This window comes from Aeribacillus sp. SP014 (assembly GCF_054055575.1).
Genome location: NZ_JBSRXI010000001.1, coordinates 1,116,732 through 1,133,884, shown reverse-complemented (window position 1 = coordinate 1,133,884; position 17,153 = coordinate 1,116,732). Strand labels below are relative to the sequence as shown.

Genomic DNA, 17,153 nt, shown 5'->3' with positions numbered 1-17,153 from the left:
TCCATTCAGTGGATAGACAACTACTATTATAACTTTTTGACCGTAGTTGTCAATTCCTTTTTAAACATGATCTTTCAAAACTAGATAACGGTTCCTTCACGAATAGATGCTCTTTCTTGGTTAAGTCCTCGATCGATTAGTATCCGTCAGCTCCACGTGTCACCACGCTTCCACCTCGGACCTATCTACCTCGTCATCTTCAAGGGATCTTACTCGCGTTTAGCGATGGGAAATCTCATCTTGAGGGGGGCTTCACGCTTAGATGCTTTCAGCGCTTATCCCTTCCGCACATAGCTACCCAGCGATGCCCCTGGCGGGACAACTGGTACACCAGCGGTGCGTCCATCCCGGTCCTCTCGTACTAAGGACAGCTCCTCTCAAATTTCCTGCGCCCGCGACGGATAGGGACCGAACTGTCTCACGACGTTCTGAACCCAGCTCGCGTACCGCTTTAATGGGCGAACAGCCCAACCCTTGGGACCGACTACAGCCCCAGGATGCGATGAGCCGACATCGAGGTGCCAAACCTCCCCGTCGATGTGGACTCTTGGGGGAGATCAGCCTGTTATCCCCGGGGTAGCTTTTATCCGTTGAGCGATGGCCCTTCCATGCGGAACCACCGGATCACTAAGCCCGACTTTCGTCCCTGCTCGACTTGTAGGTCTCGCAGTCAAGCTCCCTTCTGCCTTTGCACTCTCCGAATGATTTCCAACCATTCTGAGGGAACCTTTGGGCGCCTCCGTTACCTTTTAGGAGGCGACCGCCCCAGTCAAACTGCCCACCTGACACTGTCTCCCGCCCCGATCAGGGGCGCGGGTTAGAATGTCAGTACAGCCAGGGTAGTATCCCACCGTCGCCTCAGCGCAAGCTGGCGCTCACGCGTCTCTGGCTCCTACCTATCCTGTACAAGCTGTACCCACATTCAATATCAGGCTGCAGTAAAGCTCCACGGGGTCTTTCCGTCCTGTCGCGGGTAACCTGCATCTTCACAGGTACTATAATTTCACCGAGTCTCTCGTTGAGACAGTGCCCAGATCGTTACGCCTTTCGTGCGGGTCGGAACTTACCCGACAAGGAATTTCGCTACCTTAGGACCGTTATAGTTACGGCCGCCGTTTACTGGGGCTTCGGTTCGCACCTTCGCTTTTCGCTAAGCGCTCCCCTTAACCTTCCAGCACCGGGCAGGCGTCAGCCCCTATACTTCACCTTACGGTTTCGCAGAGACCTGTGTTTTTGCTAAACAGTCGCCTGGGCCTTTTCACTGCGGCTCATCATGGCTTATCACCTTGATGAGCACCCCTTCTCCCGAAGTTACGGGGTCATTTTGCCGAGTTCCTTAACGAGAGTTCTCTCGCTCACCTTAGGATTCTCTCCTCGCCTACCTGTGTCGGTTTGCGGTACGGGCACCTCTCACCTCGCTAGAGGCTTTTCTTGGCAGTGTGGAATCGGGAACTTCGGTACTTCCTTTCCCTCGCCATCACAGCTCAGCCTTCCGGCAAGCGGATTTGCCTGCTTGCCAGCCTAACTGCTTGGACGCGCACATCCAGCCGCGCGCTTACCCTATCCTCCTGCGTCCCCCCATTGCTCAAACGGTGAGGAGGTGGTACAGGAATATCAACCTGTTGTCCATCACCTACGCCTTTCGGCCTCGGCTTAGGTCCCGACTAACCCTGAGCGGACGAGCCTTCCTCAGGAAACCTTAGGCTTTCGGCGGAGGGGATTCTCACCCCTCTTTCGCTACTCATACCGGCATTCTCACTTCTAAGCGCTCCACCGGTCCTTCCGGTCCGGCTTCGATGCCCTTAGAACGCTCTCCTACCGCTGACACCAACGGTGTCAACCCGCAGCTTCGGTGATACGTTTAGCCCCGGTACATTTTCGGCGCAGAGCCACTCGACCAGTGAGCTATTACGCACTCTTTAAATGGTGGCTGCTTCTAAGCCAACATCCTGGTTGTCTAAGCAGCTCCACATCCTTTTCCACTTAACGTATACTTTGGGACCTTAGCTGGCGGTCTGGGCTGTTTCCCTTTTGACCACGGATCTTATCACTCGCAGTCTGACTCCCAAGGATAAGTCATTGGCATTCGGAGTTTGACTGAATTCGGTAACCCGATGGGGGCCCCTCGTCCAATCAGTGCTCTACCTCCAAGACTCTTCCCTTGAGGCTAGCCCTAAAGCTATTTCGGAGAGAACCAGCTATCTCCAAGTTCGATTGGCATTTCACCCCTACCCACACCTCATCCCCGCACTTTTCAACGTGCGTGGGTTCGGGCCTCCAGCAAGTGTTACCTTGCCTTCACCCTGGACATGGGTAGATCACCTGGTTTCGGGTCTGCGACCTCGTACTATTTCGCCCTCTTCAGACTCGCTTTCGCTGCGGCTCCGCCTTTCGGCTTAACCTTGCACGAAATCGCAACTCGCCGGTTCATTCTACAAAAGGCACGCCATCACCCGTTAATGGGCTCTGACTACTTGTAGGCACACGGTTTCAGGTTCTCTTTCACTCCCCTCCCGGGGTGCTTTTCACCTTTCCCTCACGGTACTGGTTCACTATCGGTCACTAGGGAGTATTTAGCCTTGGGAGATGGTCCTCCCTGCTTCCGACGGGATTTCACGTGTCCCGCCGTACTCAGGATCCACTCGGGAGGGAACGGAGTTTCGACTACAGGGTTGTTACCTTCTCTGACGGGCCTTTCCAGACCTCTTCGTCTACCCCGTTCCTTTGTCACTCCTTAATCGAGTGTCCTACAACCCCAAGAGGCACGCCTCTTGGTTTGGGCTGTTCCCGTTTCGCTCGCCGCTACTCAGGGAATCGCTGTTGCTTTCTCTTCCTCCGGGTACTTAGATGTTTCAGTTCCCCGGGTTGCCCTCCATACCCTATGGATTCAGGTATGGATACTGCCCCATTACGGGCAGTGGGTTCCCCCATTCGGACATCTCCGGATCGACGCTTACTTACAGCTCCCCGAAGCATTTCGGTGTTTGTCCCGTCCTTCATCGGCTCCTAGTGCCAAGGCATCCACCGTGCGCCCTTTCTAACTTAACCGTTTCTTCCTAACATGAGCGATCTATTCGTGAATGTCTTTCCGTTATCCAGTTTTCAAAGAACAATCAAGAAGGATATGATCCTTCAAAACTAAACAAAACGGAAAAGCGTACCCTATTTCAATGTATATATCCTTAGAAAGGAGGTGATCCAGCCGCACCTTCCGATACGGCTACCTTGTTACGACTTCACCCCAATCATTTGTCCCACCTTCGGCGGCTGGCTCCCGTAAGGGTTACCCCACCGACTTCGGGTGTTACAAACTCTCGTGGTGTGACGGGCGGTGTGTACAAGACCCGGGAACGTATTCACCGCGGCATGCTGATCCGCGATTACTAGCGATTCCGGCTTCATGCAGGCGAGTTGCAGCCTGCAATCCGAACTGAGAGTGGTTTTTTGGGATTCGCTCCACCTCGCGGTTTCGCTGCCCTTTGTACCACCCATTGTAGCACGTGTGTAGCCCAGGTCATAAGGGGCATGATGATTTGACGTCATCCCCACCTTCCTCCGACTTTTAGCCGGCAGTCACCTTAGAGTGCCCAACTGAATGCTGGCAACTAAGGTCAAGGGTTGCGCTCGTTGCGGGACTTAACCCAACATCTCACGACACGAGCTGACGACAACCATGCACCACCTGTCACCCTGTCCCCGAAAGGGGAACGCCCTATCTCTAGGGTTGTCAGGGGATGTCAAGACCTGGTAAGGTTCTTCGCGTTGCTTCGAATTAAACCACATGCTCCACCGCTTGTGCGGGTCCCCGTCAATTCCTTTGAGTTTCAGCCTTGCGGCCGTACTCCCCAGGCGGAGTGCTTAATGCGTTTGCTGCAGCACTAAAGGGTGGATACCCTCTAACACTTAGCACTCATCGTTTACGGCGTGGACTACCAGGGTATCTAATCCTGTTCGCTCCCCACGCTTTCGCGCCTCAGCGTCAGTTACAGGCCAGAGAGCCGCCTTCGCCACTGGTGTTCCTCCACATCTCTACGCATTTCACCGCTACACGTGGAATTCCGCTCCCCTCTCCTGCACTCAAGTTCCCCAGTTTCCAATGGCCGCTCGCGGTTGAGCCGCGAGATTTCACATCAGACTTAAGGAACCGCCTGCGCGCGCTTTACGCCCAATAATTCCGGACAACGCTTGCCACCTACGTATTACCGCGGCTGCTGGCACGTAGTTAGCCGTGGCTTCCTCGTCAGGTACCGTCAAGGTACCGCCCTGTTCGAACGGCACTTGTTCTTCCCTGACAACAGAGCTTTACGATCCGAAGACCTTCTTCGCTCACGCGGCGTTGCTCCGTCAGACTTTCGTCCATTGCGGAAGATTCCCTACTGCTGCCTCCCGTAGGAGTCTGGGCCGTGTCTCAGTCCCAGTGTGGCCGGTCACCCTCTCAGGTCGGCTACGCATCGTCGCCTTGGTGAGCCGTTACCTCACCAACTAGCTAATGCGCCGCGGGCCCATCCTGCAGTGACAGCTAATGCCGCCTTTCAACCGAAAACCATGCGGTTTTCGGTGTTATCCGGTATTAGCTCCGGTTTCCCGAAGTTATCCCAGTCTGCAGGGCAGGTTGCCCACGTGTTACTCACCCGTCCGCCGCTAACCTAAAGGAGCAAGCTCCCTTCGGTCCGCTCGACTTGCATGTATTAGGCACGCCGCCAGCGTTCGTCCTGAGCCAGGATCAAACTCTCCAAAAAAAGTTTGTCACCAAATGCTCTTTTAGAATCAACAGGCACGCTTTTCGTTTTGTTCAGTTTTCAAAGATCATTTCCGATCAGGTTTTTTATTCTAGCAGATAAATGAAGTTATGTCAACAACCGGAATAAAATTTTTAAACTTACATTTATAGATTATTTTGCTGTTTCGAAGATTATTCATCTTTTCAACAGCGACGCTTTATAATATATCATCATGAAATTTTAGTGTCAACACTTTTTTTAAAAAATATCAATAAAAACTGCCAACGCCTGTTCCCTTTGATTTCTAAACAACTGAATCCGCTCGATTAAATTAAATATTCCAGCAGCACACTTAATCCGCAAAATACAGTCTGACTTTAAGATGTTCAAATAACTCGGAAAAAACATTTTTTGAGCCGCACAGAAATCAGCTTTTGAACGGATTAAACAGCCAAACGCAGTATAAAAATAATTTGAAACGTTTTTATACTGCCCTTTATCATATTCAATTAATTTAATTATTTATACAGCTTGGTTTACTTGAGCACATATAGCAGCCAGAAACCGATCACTTCCGGTCTTTACAAGTGATGCAGTGCAGCAACAATATGATTATATGCTTCAAAGATATCGTTTTGCATCAACAATGCTTTTCCTTTAGCCAACACTGTCTAATTAATTTTGCAAATTCAACTGAATTTTTCCACTTTCTCTCTTCTGGTTGAGTTCCTGATTATCTTCGACGATGGTAACTTTTCCGCCCCGAAATGGTAATGTATTTTAACGCTCGATTCAGATCGGAAAGATACTCGTTCCAGTCAAACAATATTTTTCCATTATTTAAACATCAGTCGATAATTCTCCGGCTACTGCCTAAAAAATTTGTTGCTATATTGAGTGCTGCCTTTTCATTAAGTAATCCATAATATTTTATAATCAAAGGTTTATCGGAGGTTTGTATAAACAACAGCAGCAAAGCAAAGGCCAAATAATCGGATTGCAGAGAAGCAGCATTCTTTTTCTATTAAATAATACAGCTAATGTATCTGGATGGCGAGTCCTTTCTTTAAGTGTATATAGATTCTCTGCAAATCATTTATTCATCCGCTGTCTGAATAAAACACATTAAACAAAAGCTTCTATAAATAAAAAACGAAATACAGTTAGCAATTGGCCGTTCTGTGACGAAAAAAAAGTGAAAATATGCTATAGTAGTGTTCAGGAGGTTTGTACAATGGCTAAAAAATATACAAGCAAAATAAATAAAATCCGCACTTTTGCCTTAAGTTTAGTATTTGTTGGTTTTATCATTATGTACATAGGCATCTTTTTCAGAGAACATGTATGGGTCATGACCATTTTCATGCTGCTTGGTTTATTATCCATCATCGGAAGTACTGTCGTCTATTTCTGGATCGGGATGCTATCGACGAGAGCTGTTCAAGTAGTATGTCCTTCATGCGGGAAAGTGACAAAAATGCTCGGTCGTGTGGATATGTGCATGTATTGCAGAGAGCCTTTGACTCTTGATAAAGAGCTTGAAGGCAAAGAATTCGACGAAAAGTACAATCGTAAATCAAGGAAAAGAGAAAGCTGATAGTTTGTTTTCCTACCAGCTTTCTCAGTGCATATTTTTTTCTTTTTGCTGACATGCAGGGCATTTCCCGTATATTTCCATTCGGTGGTGGCTAACTTTAAAGTTCGTTACATGCTCTGCAAGATCCTCCACCTCGTCTAAACCTGGATAATGGAAATCAACGATTTTTCCGCATTCCTCGCAAATGACATGATAATGCTCCGTTGTCACAAAATCGAATCGACTAGATGCATCGCCATACGTTAATTCTTTTACCAGTCCAACTTCACGAAATACCCGAAGGTTGTTATAAACAGTTGCAACACTCATGTTTGGAAACTTACCTTCTAACGCTTTATATATATCATCAGCAGTTGGATGATTCATTGAATTAACTAAATACTCCAAAATCGCATGACGCTGCGGAGTGATGCGGACTCCCGTTTGTTTTAAAATTTCAAGAGCTTCCTTTAACGTATTGTCTGACATCGCCATGCACCTCATTTCTTGAAAACATTCTTATTTTGTATCATTATTACTTTATAATATTTATAATTAGTGTACATTGATTATAAGACTTTTGTCAATGGGAGCGTTTAATTTAGTAGAACATTTTATCTATCCATTGAAAAAATGCACCAATTTAAGAAAAAGATTTTCGCTTTTGCACGGGAAAAAGCGGGCACAAATGCCCGCCTTGACAACATAGGGTGAACAGAGCAAATCATTTGCTGTCATTCTTCTCTATTTTGAATAAATGTGAGAGCTTCTTCAACATGTCCTTTCACTTTTACTTTTCGCCATTCTTTCACTAATATTCCTTGTTTGTCTATAATAAAAGTAGATCGTTCGATTCCCATGTATTCTTTTCCAAAGTTTTTCTTTAATTTCCATACTCCGTATTGTTCCGCAACTTTATGATCTTCATCAACGAGAAGCAAAAAAGGGAGCCCGTGCTTCTCTTTAAATTTTTGATGTCGTTCCTGCGGATCAGGGCTTACTCCTAAAATGACGGCATCAAGCTCTTGAAAGCTTTCATATTTATCGCGAAAATCGCACGCTTCCGTTGTGCATCCCGGAGTCATATCTTTCGGGTAAAAATACAGCACTACATATTTTCCTTTAAAATCAGAAAGTTTTACTTTTTCTCCAGTGTCAGCAGTCAGCTCAAAATCTGGTGCAGGCTTTCCCACTTCAGCTGCCATATCTAATCCCTCCAGTTGTTCATTTTATCTTCAGCGTACCGAATTTCGCTTCATGTTACAACTATTGTTTCTTCTCAATATCAATCATTGTTTTGGCAACAACAACCGTAGGCAATATGTAGCCAATCATCGCCTGTACAATTGCAATCCACCTTCCAATGCCGAAAGGAGTGATATCCCCATAGCCTACAGAAAACAGCGTAACTGCACTAAAGTATAAGCAGGTGGTTAAATTTTCTAAATACGTCCCATAAAGAGGCCGCCCAGATTCAGCTAAAATCGGAAAGCCGTATTGAGTTAAAATTAAATAAATCACACCAAATCCTAACAAAAAAGAGGCATATACTAAAGCAATTAAATATACAGTTTCAAACGTAAGGAACGTACCTCTTTTCACAGCAGAAAACATCGTTCGAATGCTCATAACCAAACAGAACATTATCCCTGTTCCTACGACAATCGCCATAATTTCCCCCGAAAATTATTGTTTGTACATGTTATTCAGCCTTATTGAATTTTATCACTAGCTAAAGGAAACTTGTTCGTCAACCAAACTGATGTCAACAGCCTCTTTGAATTTTATCGCTTAACGAAAGGAAACTATGATCAGCTTCCTGCCCCTCGATATCGCTTCACTCCAATATTCCAAATAATAACCGACAAAATAAAAAACAGAAGGCCTATCACAGGAGTTAAAAAAGCGTAAATATACCAATCCGTTTTTCGTAAAAAATAGGAAGCCGGATAAACTCCCACAAAGGCAAACGGCAAAATCCACGTTAAAATAAAACGTATCACATCGTTGTAAATATTTACTGGATAGCGGCCGTAGTTTCCAATGTTATACATCATTGGCATAATCGATGTTTTTGCATCCGACCAAAACCCAATCGATGCAAGCGCAACAAAAATACTGCCGCAGACAAGGGTGCCGCCAAATACAAATAGAATAAAAATAAAAATGTCATACCAATGAAAAGTAAGATTCAGCCGGGCTGCTGCATACCCCATGACAACAAGCCCTGTAATAACGCCAAAAAGCGATTCAAGCTCCATTCTCTCCAATATCACCTGAAACAAACTGTGGATCGGTCTCGTTAAAATGCGATCCATTTCACCGTTTACAATATATCGTTCATTAAAATCCCAAATGTTAAAAAAGGTGCTGAATAAAGCATAAGGAACTAAGAAAAAGCCATAAATGAAAATAATTTCATCTCTTTGCCAGCCGCCAAGCGATTCTGTATGTCCAAATACGACGAGAATGAAAACTAAATTTACTGCCTGAAACAATAGATCAGACAATATCTCTACAATCATATCCGCTCTGTATTCCATCCTTGTTTTTAAATATTGAGCGATATATTGAAAAAACATTGACACATAAAACATCTTTTCACCCCCCTTGAATAATCATTTTTCTTTTCGCAACCGCCCACATAGCACAAATTGGAATGATCAATAAAATGGACCAAAACAATTGAAAAAGAATAGCGTCTGTAATTTCAGCTTCTTGGAATCCTTTTGTAAAGATCATGCTTGGAATATAACTGATTGCTTGAAAAGGCAAATATTCCATTATTTCTTGAGCCCAAACTGGGTAGAAGCTAATGGGGAGCAGTAGTCCGGAAAACAAGTCAATGATGACGCGTTTCGCTCTCATTAGTCCGTCGTTGTTAAATAAGAAAAAAGCTGAGATTCCTGTCAATAAATTAATTTCTGTATTAATAACAAAACTAAAAAATATGGAAATGGCAAAAAAAGACCACGCCTGCCAATCAAGCGGTAATTCGAGCGGAAAAATAAAGCTTACAATCACCATTCCAGGCATGGAAAAAAAGAAAAGGCGAAAAACGCCTTCTCCAAACGCCTGCATCGTTTTCATGCCAAGATAATTGTAGGGACGAATCAGCTCCACTGCCACTTTTCCTTCTCTAATTTCCATTGCGATTTCCCTGTCGATGTTGTTAAAATAAAATGCTCTTGCCATCCATGAAATTGCCACGTATGTCACCATTTGCGCTGCATCTAAACCTTGAATGCTTTCTTTTCCCCCATAAATGGCTGTCCATAAAAAGTAGTAAGCACCGATATTAATGCTGTATATGAGAATTCCAGAATAATAGTTTGTCCTGTAAGCGAGCATCATTAAAAAACGGATGCGGATCATTTCCAAATATTTAGACATTCATGATCACCTTTTCTAAGTTACTGTTCGCATCACCTTTTTCATAAATGTTGCGTATAATCTCCTCCGTTGATATTTCTTTAATGCTTAGATCCACGATAGTTTGAGCCTTCATGACGCGGCTAATGATTTCCGGCATTTCCTCATGATTCGCAATTTGCGCGATCCAAACATTGCTTTTATCTCCCTTCATCCATTGCACGTGAAAACCATTCGTTAATTGCAATAAAAGGGATTCATCAACAGAAGAGGCAAATTGAAATTCAATTTGCTTCCCTTTTCCCCAATTCCCGCGCAAATGGTCCAAAGAGCCGTCATATATAATTTTTCCTTCATCAAGCATTATGACGCGTTCACACAATGCTTCTATATCCGCAATATCATGTGTCGTCAGCAAAATCGTTGTTTTGTATTTTGCATTTATCTCTTTCAAAAATTCACGAATTTTCAGCTTGACTAAAACGTCCAAGCCGATCGTCGGCTCATCCAAAAATAAAAGAGGAGGATTATGAATTAATGCTGCGGCAAGCTCGCATCTCATCCGCTGCCCTAATGACAGCTTTCGCACCGGCTTATCTAACAAAGGGCCGATATCCAGCGTTTTAATGACATGATCCATATGTTCGTTATAATCTTGATCGGACACTTTATATACCTTTTTTAAAAGCCTGAATGACTCTTGAACAGCAATATCCCACCAAAGCTGTGAACGCTGTCCGAATACAACACCGATTGTCCGGACAAACTTTTCCCGTTCCTTATGAGGATTCATATTGTTCACCAGGACCTTCCCTGATGTCGGTGTTAAAATCCCTGTTAGCATTTTGATCGTTGTCGATTTTCCTGCGCCGTTTTCACCTATATAACCCACCATTTCTCCCTGTTTCACTGTAAAGGAAATATCATTAACAGCTCTGTTGATTTTATAGTTTCTAGTGAATAAATCGCGAAAAGCCCCCTTTAATCCAGAGCGGCTTGAATAGCTCTTAAATTCTTTGCGCAAATTCTCTACTTCAATGACATTCATAGCTGTAACCTCCATCGATCAATCACAAACATTAGTTTACTCGAATTATTTGAAATTAACAATTTGCATGCACCTTTTTTCTTTTTTATGAAAAGTGCTAGAATAAACGAGGATGCTTGAATATTTTTGGCTGTACAGTTAAGTAAAAAAGAAGGTGAAACAATGAATTTTACAAAATCAGAACAGCTGCATAAAGAAGCGCTCGAACATATTGTAGGAGGGGTAAATAGCCCGTCCCGTTCTTATAAAGCTGTCGGCGGAGGAGCACCTGTTGTAATGGAGCGGGCGCAGGGCGCCTATTTTTGGGATGTTGATGGCAACAAATATATCGATTACTTAGCAGCATATGGCCCGATCATCACCGGCCATGCACACCCTCATATTACAAAAGCAATCAAGCACGCTGCCGAGACAGGCGTCCTATATGGAACACCGACGCCTCATGAAATCAAATTTGCAAAAATGTTAAAAGAAGCTATCCCTTCTCTAGAAAAGGTCCGCTTCGTCAATTCTGGAACAGAAGCAGTAATGACAACAATTCGAGTTGCCCGTGCATACACAGGAAGGGATAAAATCATTAAATTTGCCGGGTGCTACCATGGACATTCCGATTTGGTGCTTGTCGCAGCAGGATCAGGTCCATCTACCCTTGGAACGCCTGATTCCGCAGGGGTACCAAAAAGCATTGCTCAAGAAGTTATCACTGTACCTTTTAATGATGTGGAGGCGTTTGAACAAGCTATTCATAGATGGGGAAATGAAGTTGCAGCCGTTTTAGTTGAACCAATTGTCGGAAACTTTGGTATTGTGGAACCTAAGGAAGGATTTTTAGAAACAGTCAAACAGCTTACTCACAAAGCAGGCGCGCTGCTTATTTTTGACGAAGTTATTACAGCGTTTCGATTTATGTACGGCGGTGCCCAAAATCTGCTTCATGTAGAGCCTGATTTAACCGCACTTGGAAAAATTATCGGCGGAGGCCTTCCGATCGGAGCTTACGGCGGCCGTAAAGAAATTATGGAGCAGGTGGCGCCATTAGGACCGGCTTATCAGGCAGGGACGATGGCAGGAAACCCTGCATCGATCTTAGCAGGAATTGCTTGTTTGGAAGTGCTGAGCGAAGAAGGAGTTTATGACTATCTTGATAAGCTCGGCAGGATGCTTGAAGAAGGCATTTTAAACGCTGGAAGATCATATAATATACCGATCACCATCAACCGTTTAAAAGGTGCATTAACAGTATATTTTACACGCGAAAAGGTGACGAATTATGAGCAAGCCGAAAAAACAGACGGAGAAATGTTTGCTAAATTTTTTAAACTGATGCTTCATCAAGGCATTAATTTGGCGCCGTCTAAATATGAGGCCTGGTTTATTACAATCGCTCATACAGAAGAGGACATTAAAAAAACCATTTCGGCAGTCGAACAATCGTTTAAACAGCTTTCACATGACAAAAAATGAGTCTTACTAAAGCGCCTACTGCACAAGCAGGCAGAATGAAAAAGTAAATCTTTAAGCAGCCTGAGCCCGATATTTATGGACTCAGGTTGTTTATTTCTTTTGGAAACGATGGAGGTGATGTAAAACTGCCGCCTCTTCAGTTGTACGAAAAAAGTGCAAAAGTTCGCTCGATCACAACGTAACTATTTGGTCTGTCTATATTAAAGGATCATATCATATTACAAGAGTGTTAATTTTTTCCTTTCTCTTAAAATAACCTTGAATATTCGTGTTAAACAATGTATAGTCTGAATAGCTTACAACCTTTTTGATGAAAGGAAGGAAAAATTTTTATTCAACATGAAACTTGGAGCCCGTATCTTAAAAACAGGTATTGCAATTACACTGGCATTAATGCTGGCAGAGATGCTTCATTTTCCATCTCCAGCATTTGCAGGGATTGCAGCTATCTTTGCGATACAGCCGTCAATATATAGATCATATTTAACCGTAATTGAACAAGTTCAGGCAAATATAATCGGCGCTGTTGTCGCAGTTTTATTCGGGATTTCTTTCGGAACAAACCCGTTTATTATTGGTCTTACAGCAGTGATTACCATTGCTATTTGTTTAAAATTAAAGATTGAAAACACAATTGCAATTGCTTTAGTAACGGTTATTGCGATACTTGAAACAACAGGTGACGATTTTGTACAGTTTGCTACCATACGGTTTTTAACGATTTTACTTGGGGTTTTATCAGCTTTTTTTGTTAATTTGATATTTATGCCGCCAAAATACGAAACAAAGCTTTACCATAAAATCACCGAAATTTCCCATGAGATTATGAAATGGATTCGGATCAATATTCGAAATAAATCTGAGTTTGCCCCTCTTAAAGAGGAAATAGACAAAATCAAAGATCAGCTGATAAAACTTGATCATTTATTTTTGCTTTACAAAGAAGAGCGAACTTATTCTAAAGCGAAGGTATTGCCAAAATCAAGAAAACTTGTCCTGTATAGACAGATGATTATCACAACGAACAGGGCATTTTACACATTGCGCCAAATTCATTGCTTGGAAAACGAACTTCGGCAAATACCTAGAAAGCTCCATGAAATGCTTATATCAGAGCTTGACTTTTTATTAATTTTGCATGAGCAGGCGCTGTTAAAAATAACAAAAAAAATTAAAAATAATCACGCTGAAGACCTGCTTCCCTATGACAAATTTAATCGAAAAGAATTCATTCAAGCGTTTTTGAAATTTGAAAAAGAAGCGGAAGATTCCGATTCGTTTTACCAAATACTATCTTTAGTCTCCGCCATCGTTGATTATCACGATCAATTGGAGCATTTAGATACATTGATTAACAGCTTTCAACATTTCCATAAAAAAGAAAATAAAATTCATGTGGAGGATGAAGAGTAAACAAGTTCATCTCCGTATATTACAGCCTTCAGAAGGCGATGAAAAAAGCAAAAAATTGTAAAAGACTACAGAATTTCATTCATGAATTCTGTAGTCTTTCATCTTTTTTAAGAGCTTTTTAAGACAATCATTTAATTTATTTGAGAAGCTGAAAGACCTCTCTTCTCTCAGAAAAGTATCGGGAGCTTTTCTGCCTTGGAAATAAATCTTATTTCATTTTTATCCGCTGCAAATGATAACTGGAATTTCATGGACGCAGCTTTGCAGATAAAGGCTGCGTTTTAATTTGTCTTCATGATCATCCAACTGCTCCCCGCCGAAATGCTGTTTCCAAACCGCTTCATCTTGTTAAATTGAAATCGTCTTATATCATCCAAGCGCAGGCAAGTTTTATATCATTTGGAACAGCTGTATTTTCTCAGCTTTCCAACTCAAAGCTTTGTTGGATGTTATCACAAGGAGGCTCCTTTAGAATCACGGTCAGCTTTTTGAGCTCAAAGCTCTCAGACAGTCTCGACCTGCGTTTCACTTCTACTAATAAAATAAATAGGAGCTGTCTAATAAGTCGTTTTTTCGGCTTATTGACGCCCCCTTTAATGTTTTAGAAACGTTGATATATCGATGTTTATGATTTTTTTGTTTTTCAATGGGGATTTGACTTTATGGACAGCCCCTAATCTAAAAATGTGCTAAGCATTGCTTTAATCTCCGCTAGAAAACTTATTTATATTCGTTTCGACCGCTTTATTGTTTAAGGAATGGTATTCATTCAATATTTCACATTGTCTTAAGTTTAATTCAAAAACTGTCAGCGGATCATAATAAATCTCTGGGTTTGTTTTCAAGCTGTCCAATTGTTGTTGATCTGTCCGAATTTGCTGCTCTCCTTCTTGCACAATTTGTTCAAGGTTGTGAACAGGTTCACGGAAAAACATTTTCACATCTCGTTCAATTCCTTTTTCAAATAAGTCGAATTGAGCAAAAAATTTTCGGATCATCGATTGAATCGCATCATCGAATGTTTCAGTTTCAATGTATTTTTTGTATTGCTGTGCGATAAACAGCTTGTTTTTCCCAATGGACGAAAACAGCTTTCCTGCTCCTTTTAATATAACTTGTGCAGGCTTAAAGCGGTTCATAATATTTTCTTCTTCGATGTTCACCACTGTTGTCAGACGATCAATATCCCGCCGCCAATCATCCACTACTTTGAAATCAGACATAAGCTTCACACGGTCATGACCGTACAATGAATTAAACGATTCACACATTTCATCTAAATAGACTTGGCATTGTTTTAGCTCGCTTTCAGCAAATGAAACCCATTCTCCCATTTTTTGCGACATTTTTGGAAGCAGCGTTTCAGCAAAATGCGCCTTCACCTGATCGTTCATTTTTTTGTTCAATTCTATGTGTAAATGGCTGAAATCGCTGTTTTCCGTTATGAATTTCGATGCAGATCGCAAAATAGTCCTTAACTCATCAAGAAGATCCTTTTTTATTTCTTCCAATGTGGAGCGGAGTGACTGCCTCAATTCCTTAGCTTTTTCATTTTCCATATCGCCAAGGCTGTGTATTAATCCTTTTAATCGAGACACGATTTCTTTATTTTTATCGATGTTTTCTTCTAAATGCTGCTCTAATTCCATCCGTTTGCTATAAGCATATTTAATAGCTTTTTTCAAGAAAAACAACAGCTTCTCCGTTTTGTTATCTTGATGAAACGGAAAACGTGAATGAATAAATTCAGCGAAGGACTGTTTCCGCTTCTCTCCTTCATTTCTTGAAGGGAATGGGAAAAATTCAGCTTCCGGGAAAAAGTCAAGTATTTGTTCTTTAAAATGATTATGAAGCATGCCGCTATCTTCAAGCAAAAAGTAAATTGGAAGCTCCTTTTTTAAAGCAATCGATGCCAGGCTTTCTACCATTTTCTCAACTGAAGCAGGTTGATGCTCTGGATGGACATATACCAACCCATCAGCCAGTTGTATATATTCCTTTAGCTCCTCTTGATCAACATGCTCTATGTCAGGTACTTCTATTAAACTTAGCTTATGATCGTTTAACAAATCATTAGGCGCACATACCGCAACAATTGTTCCATCTTCACGAACTGCCGCATCTTCTTCAGCGAATACATCTGTTATGCTTTCATTATTTATTTGCTTTATGTCTGTCCGGTCTTCATGGCAGTAAATAGTAATTTTTGATGAAGGAATGCTTGGAAGAGAATGGCCAAGCAGCGATCGGGCAAAACCGCTTTCTCCAACAATGAGCAAATAATGTTCGTTCTGTTCAAAAATCTTTTTTAATATCCAATGATATTTCTGCCCAAGATTTACTTGATTTATTTCCGCCCAATCGGCCAGCTTCGCAAATAGCCGTTTTTTGGCTTCATGACCATCAGCACGATCATGACTACCTGATGCCAAAACGTGCTCCGCTTCTTCAATCACTTTCTCATCTAAGCTTGAACGGTAAATTTCACTCCATGCAACGACAGCTGCTGCAGCGGTCGATAGTTGTTTTCCTGTCGATAGTTTCAGCCAATTGGCTAAAATGTCCGGCATAATATCTTGAAGCTCTTTTAGTAAATATGATCCGCCAAGAAGCTTATTATAGGATTCTTCATAAAAGCGCGATATTTCATCCCAATGCTGAAATTCGTCCACTTTCACATTGAAAATTAGATTGTTTATCGTCTTTAACCATGGAATAAAATATTTTTGATCGTGTTTATAGCATCGCCACAGCGAAACAGCAAGCTTCTCGAATTGCTCTACGTCGGTTCTGTATAAAACCGTTAATGCTTTAAAGAAATAATCCGGCTCTTTTTCTTTGACAAAACCTTGTTCAACATAATTGATCAAACGCTGAAACCATTCCGCTTTTTCAGTCCGAATTAATTCTTCAACCGTAAGATGGACAGCTTTGTCCCAATCTTCCTGTTCTTCATAAAATTGAATAGCTATGGTGGATGCTTGACCATGGTCAGGGTTGATCGATACCGCATCACGAATCGCCTCATATGCCTTTTCTTTTTCTCCTTGAAGTCGGTGAAGCGAAAACAGCTTTAGCGATGCTTCTGCTTTAAGAACTTTTGAATCCGTTTCAATGGAACGGTACATTTCTTCCGCAGATGAAAATAATCCTAATTCAAAATATGCATCTCCGATATTTTTTCTCGCCCATGGCGCCAGCTCATTCTCTATATTTTCCCATTTAAAAATTGCCGCTTCATAATCTTTGTGGTGGAAATATACTTCTCCTTGAGCATATCGTACATAAGACAGATCATATGCGACCTTTTTTTGTTCTTCTTGAAAAAGCTCCCCAAGCAGTTGGATCGGATGTTTCGTTTCATTTTCTTTTAATAATGTTTGATAAAAGTTTTTTTCAATTAACTGCTTTTCCGCCGCCATGACAACCTCCGTTCTTATACGAATTTAGTCTTTTCTTTTATTCTACCAAAATCGTTTTTTCAAAAGGGATTGAATCAAAAATTTATGAAAAACTTGACTGGCAAAAGTCTTGCTAAAATTAAAGTATATTATGGATT

At 42.2% G+C, this 17,153-nt stretch carries 10 protein-coding genes and 2 rRNA genes; 3 read left to right on the top strand and 9 right to left on the bottom strand.

Features of this window, described 5'->3' with window-relative positions:
• Nucleotides 1-116 precede the first annotated feature (116 nt).
• Nucleotides 117-3,048, bottom strand: a 23S ribosomal RNA gene (locus ACVIJU_RS05580).
• Nucleotides 3,049-3,186: 138 nt separating this feature from the next.
• A 16S ribosomal RNA gene (locus tag ACVIJU_RS05575) occupies nt 3,187-4,739 on the bottom strand.
• Together the 16S and 23S rRNA genes form the textbook arrangement of a ribosomal RNA operon.
• Nucleotides 4,740-5,955: 1,216 nt before the next feature.
• Here ACVIJU_RS05575 and ACVIJU_RS05570 point away from each other — a divergent pair.
• On the top strand, nt 5,956-6,318 hold the full coding sequence (locus tag ACVIJU_RS05570; RefSeq protein ID WP_063386249.1) for a YgzB family protein: 363 nt from the start codon (nt 5,956-5,958) through the stop codon (nt 6,316-6,318).
• Between the two features lie 24 nt (nt 6,319-6,342).
• Here ACVIJU_RS05570 and perR read toward each other — a convergent pair whose 3' ends face one another.
• From perR to ACVIJU_RS05540, 6 genes are all read right to left on the bottom strand, one after another.
• On the bottom strand, nt 6,343-6,786 hold the full coding sequence (gene perR, locus ACVIJU_RS05565) for a peroxide-responsive transcriptional repressor PerR (protein WP_186439264.1): 444 nt from the start codon (nt 6,784-6,786) through the stop codon (nt 6,343-6,345).
• Nucleotides 6,787-7,031: 245 nt separating this feature from the next.
• Nucleotides 7,032-7,502 carry a thioredoxin-dependent thiol peroxidase gene (gene bcp, locus ACVIJU_RS05560; protein ID WP_063386251.1) on the bottom strand — a complete coding sequence of 157 codons (471 nt, stop codon included), beginning with the start codon at nt 7,500-7,502 and terminating at the stop codon, nt 7,032-7,034.
• Nucleotides 7,503-7,563: 61 nt separating this feature from the next.
• Nucleotides 7,564-7,968: an ion channel gene (locus ACVIJU_RS05555; RefSeq protein WP_063386252.1), complete on the bottom strand. Its 405-nt coding sequence runs from the start codon at nt 7,966-7,968 to the stop codon at nt 7,564-7,566.
• Between the two features lie 140 nt (nt 7,969-8,108).
• Complete coding sequence (locus ACVIJU_RS05550; protein ID WP_063386253.1) at nt 8,109-8,894, bottom strand: ABC transporter permease; 786 nt, start codon at nt 8,892-8,894, stop codon at nt 8,109-8,111.
• A gap of 4 nt (nt 8,895-8,898) precedes the next feature.
• Nucleotides 8,899-9,690 (bottom strand): ABC transporter permease, encoded by a 792-nt coding sequence (locus ACVIJU_RS05545; protein WP_063386254.1) that lies wholly within the window; start codon nt 9,688-9,690, stop codon nt 8,899-8,901.
• Nucleotides 9,683-10,717: an ABC transporter ATP-binding protein gene (locus ACVIJU_RS05540; RefSeq protein WP_094244558.1), complete on the bottom strand. Its 1,035-nt coding sequence runs from the start codon at nt 10,715-10,717 to the stop codon at nt 9,683-9,685. Before ACVIJU_RS05540 ends, ACVIJU_RS05545 begins: the two co-directional genes overlap by 8 nt.
• A 162-nt stretch (nt 10,718-10,879) precedes the next feature.
• On the opposite strand from ACVIJU_RS05540, the gene ACVIJU_RS05535 reads away from it, so the two are divergent.
• Both ACVIJU_RS05535 and ACVIJU_RS05530 read left to right on the top strand, forming a co-directional pair.
• Nucleotides 10,880-12,181 (top strand): glutamate-1-semialdehyde 2,1-aminomutase, encoded by a 1,302-nt coding sequence (locus ACVIJU_RS05535; protein WP_130158649.1) that lies wholly within the window; start codon nt 10,880-10,882, stop codon nt 12,179-12,181.
• A 339-nt stretch (nt 12,182-12,520) separates the two neighbouring features.
• On the top strand, nt 12,521-13,594 hold the full coding sequence (locus ACVIJU_RS05530) for an FUSC family protein (protein WP_063386256.1): 1,074 nt from the start codon (nt 12,521-12,523) through the stop codon (nt 13,592-13,594).
• Nucleotides 13,595-14,295: 701 nt separating this feature from the next.
• On the opposite strand, the gene ACVIJU_RS05525 is transcribed toward ACVIJU_RS05530, so the two are convergent.
• Nucleotides 14,296-17,016, bottom strand: coding sequence for a tetratricopeptide repeat protein (locus ACVIJU_RS05525; protein WP_117017366.1), 2,721 nt, complete (start codon nt 17,014-17,016; stop codon nt 14,296-14,298).
• Nucleotides 17,017-17,153 lie beyond the last annotated feature (137 nt).

Coding starts and splice junctions, on each gene's coding strand:
- ACVIJU_RS05540 (WP_094244558.1), bottom strand. CDS start 10,717: ATGAATGTCATTGAAGTAGAGAATTTGCGCAAAGAATTTAAGAGCTAT.
- ACVIJU_RS05535 (WP_130158649.1), top strand. CDS start 10,880: ATGAATTTTACAAAATCAGAACAGCTGCATAAAGAAGCGCTCGAACAT.
- bcp (WP_063386251.1), bottom strand. CDS start 7,502: ATGGCAGCTGAAGTGGGAAAGCCTGCACCAGATTTTGAGCTGACTGCT.
- ACVIJU_RS05530 (WP_063386256.1), top strand. CDS start 12,521: ATGAAACTTGGAGCCCGTATCTTAAAAACAGGTATTGCAATTACACTG.
- ACVIJU_RS05550 (WP_063386253.1), bottom strand. CDS start 8,894: ATGTTTTATGTGTCAATGTTTTTTCAATATATCGCTCAATATTTAAAA.
- ACVIJU_RS05525 (WP_117017366.1), bottom strand. CDS start 17,016: ATGGCGGCGGAAAAGCAGTTAATTGAAAAAAACTTTTATCAAACATTA.
- perR (WP_186439264.1), bottom strand. CDS start 6,786: ATGTCAGACAATACGTTAAAGGAAGCTCTTGAAATTTTAAAACAAACG.
- ACVIJU_RS05545 (WP_063386254.1), bottom strand. CDS start 9,690: ATGTCTAAATATTTGGAAATGATCCGCATCCGTTTTTTAATGATGCTC.
- ACVIJU_RS05570 (WP_063386249.1), top strand. CDS start 5,956: ATGGCTAAAAAATATACAAGCAAAATAAATAAAATCCGCACTTTTGCC.
- ACVIJU_RS05555 (WP_063386252.1), bottom strand. CDS start 7,968: ATGGCGATTGTCGTAGGAACAGGGATAATGTTCTGTTTGGTTATGAGC.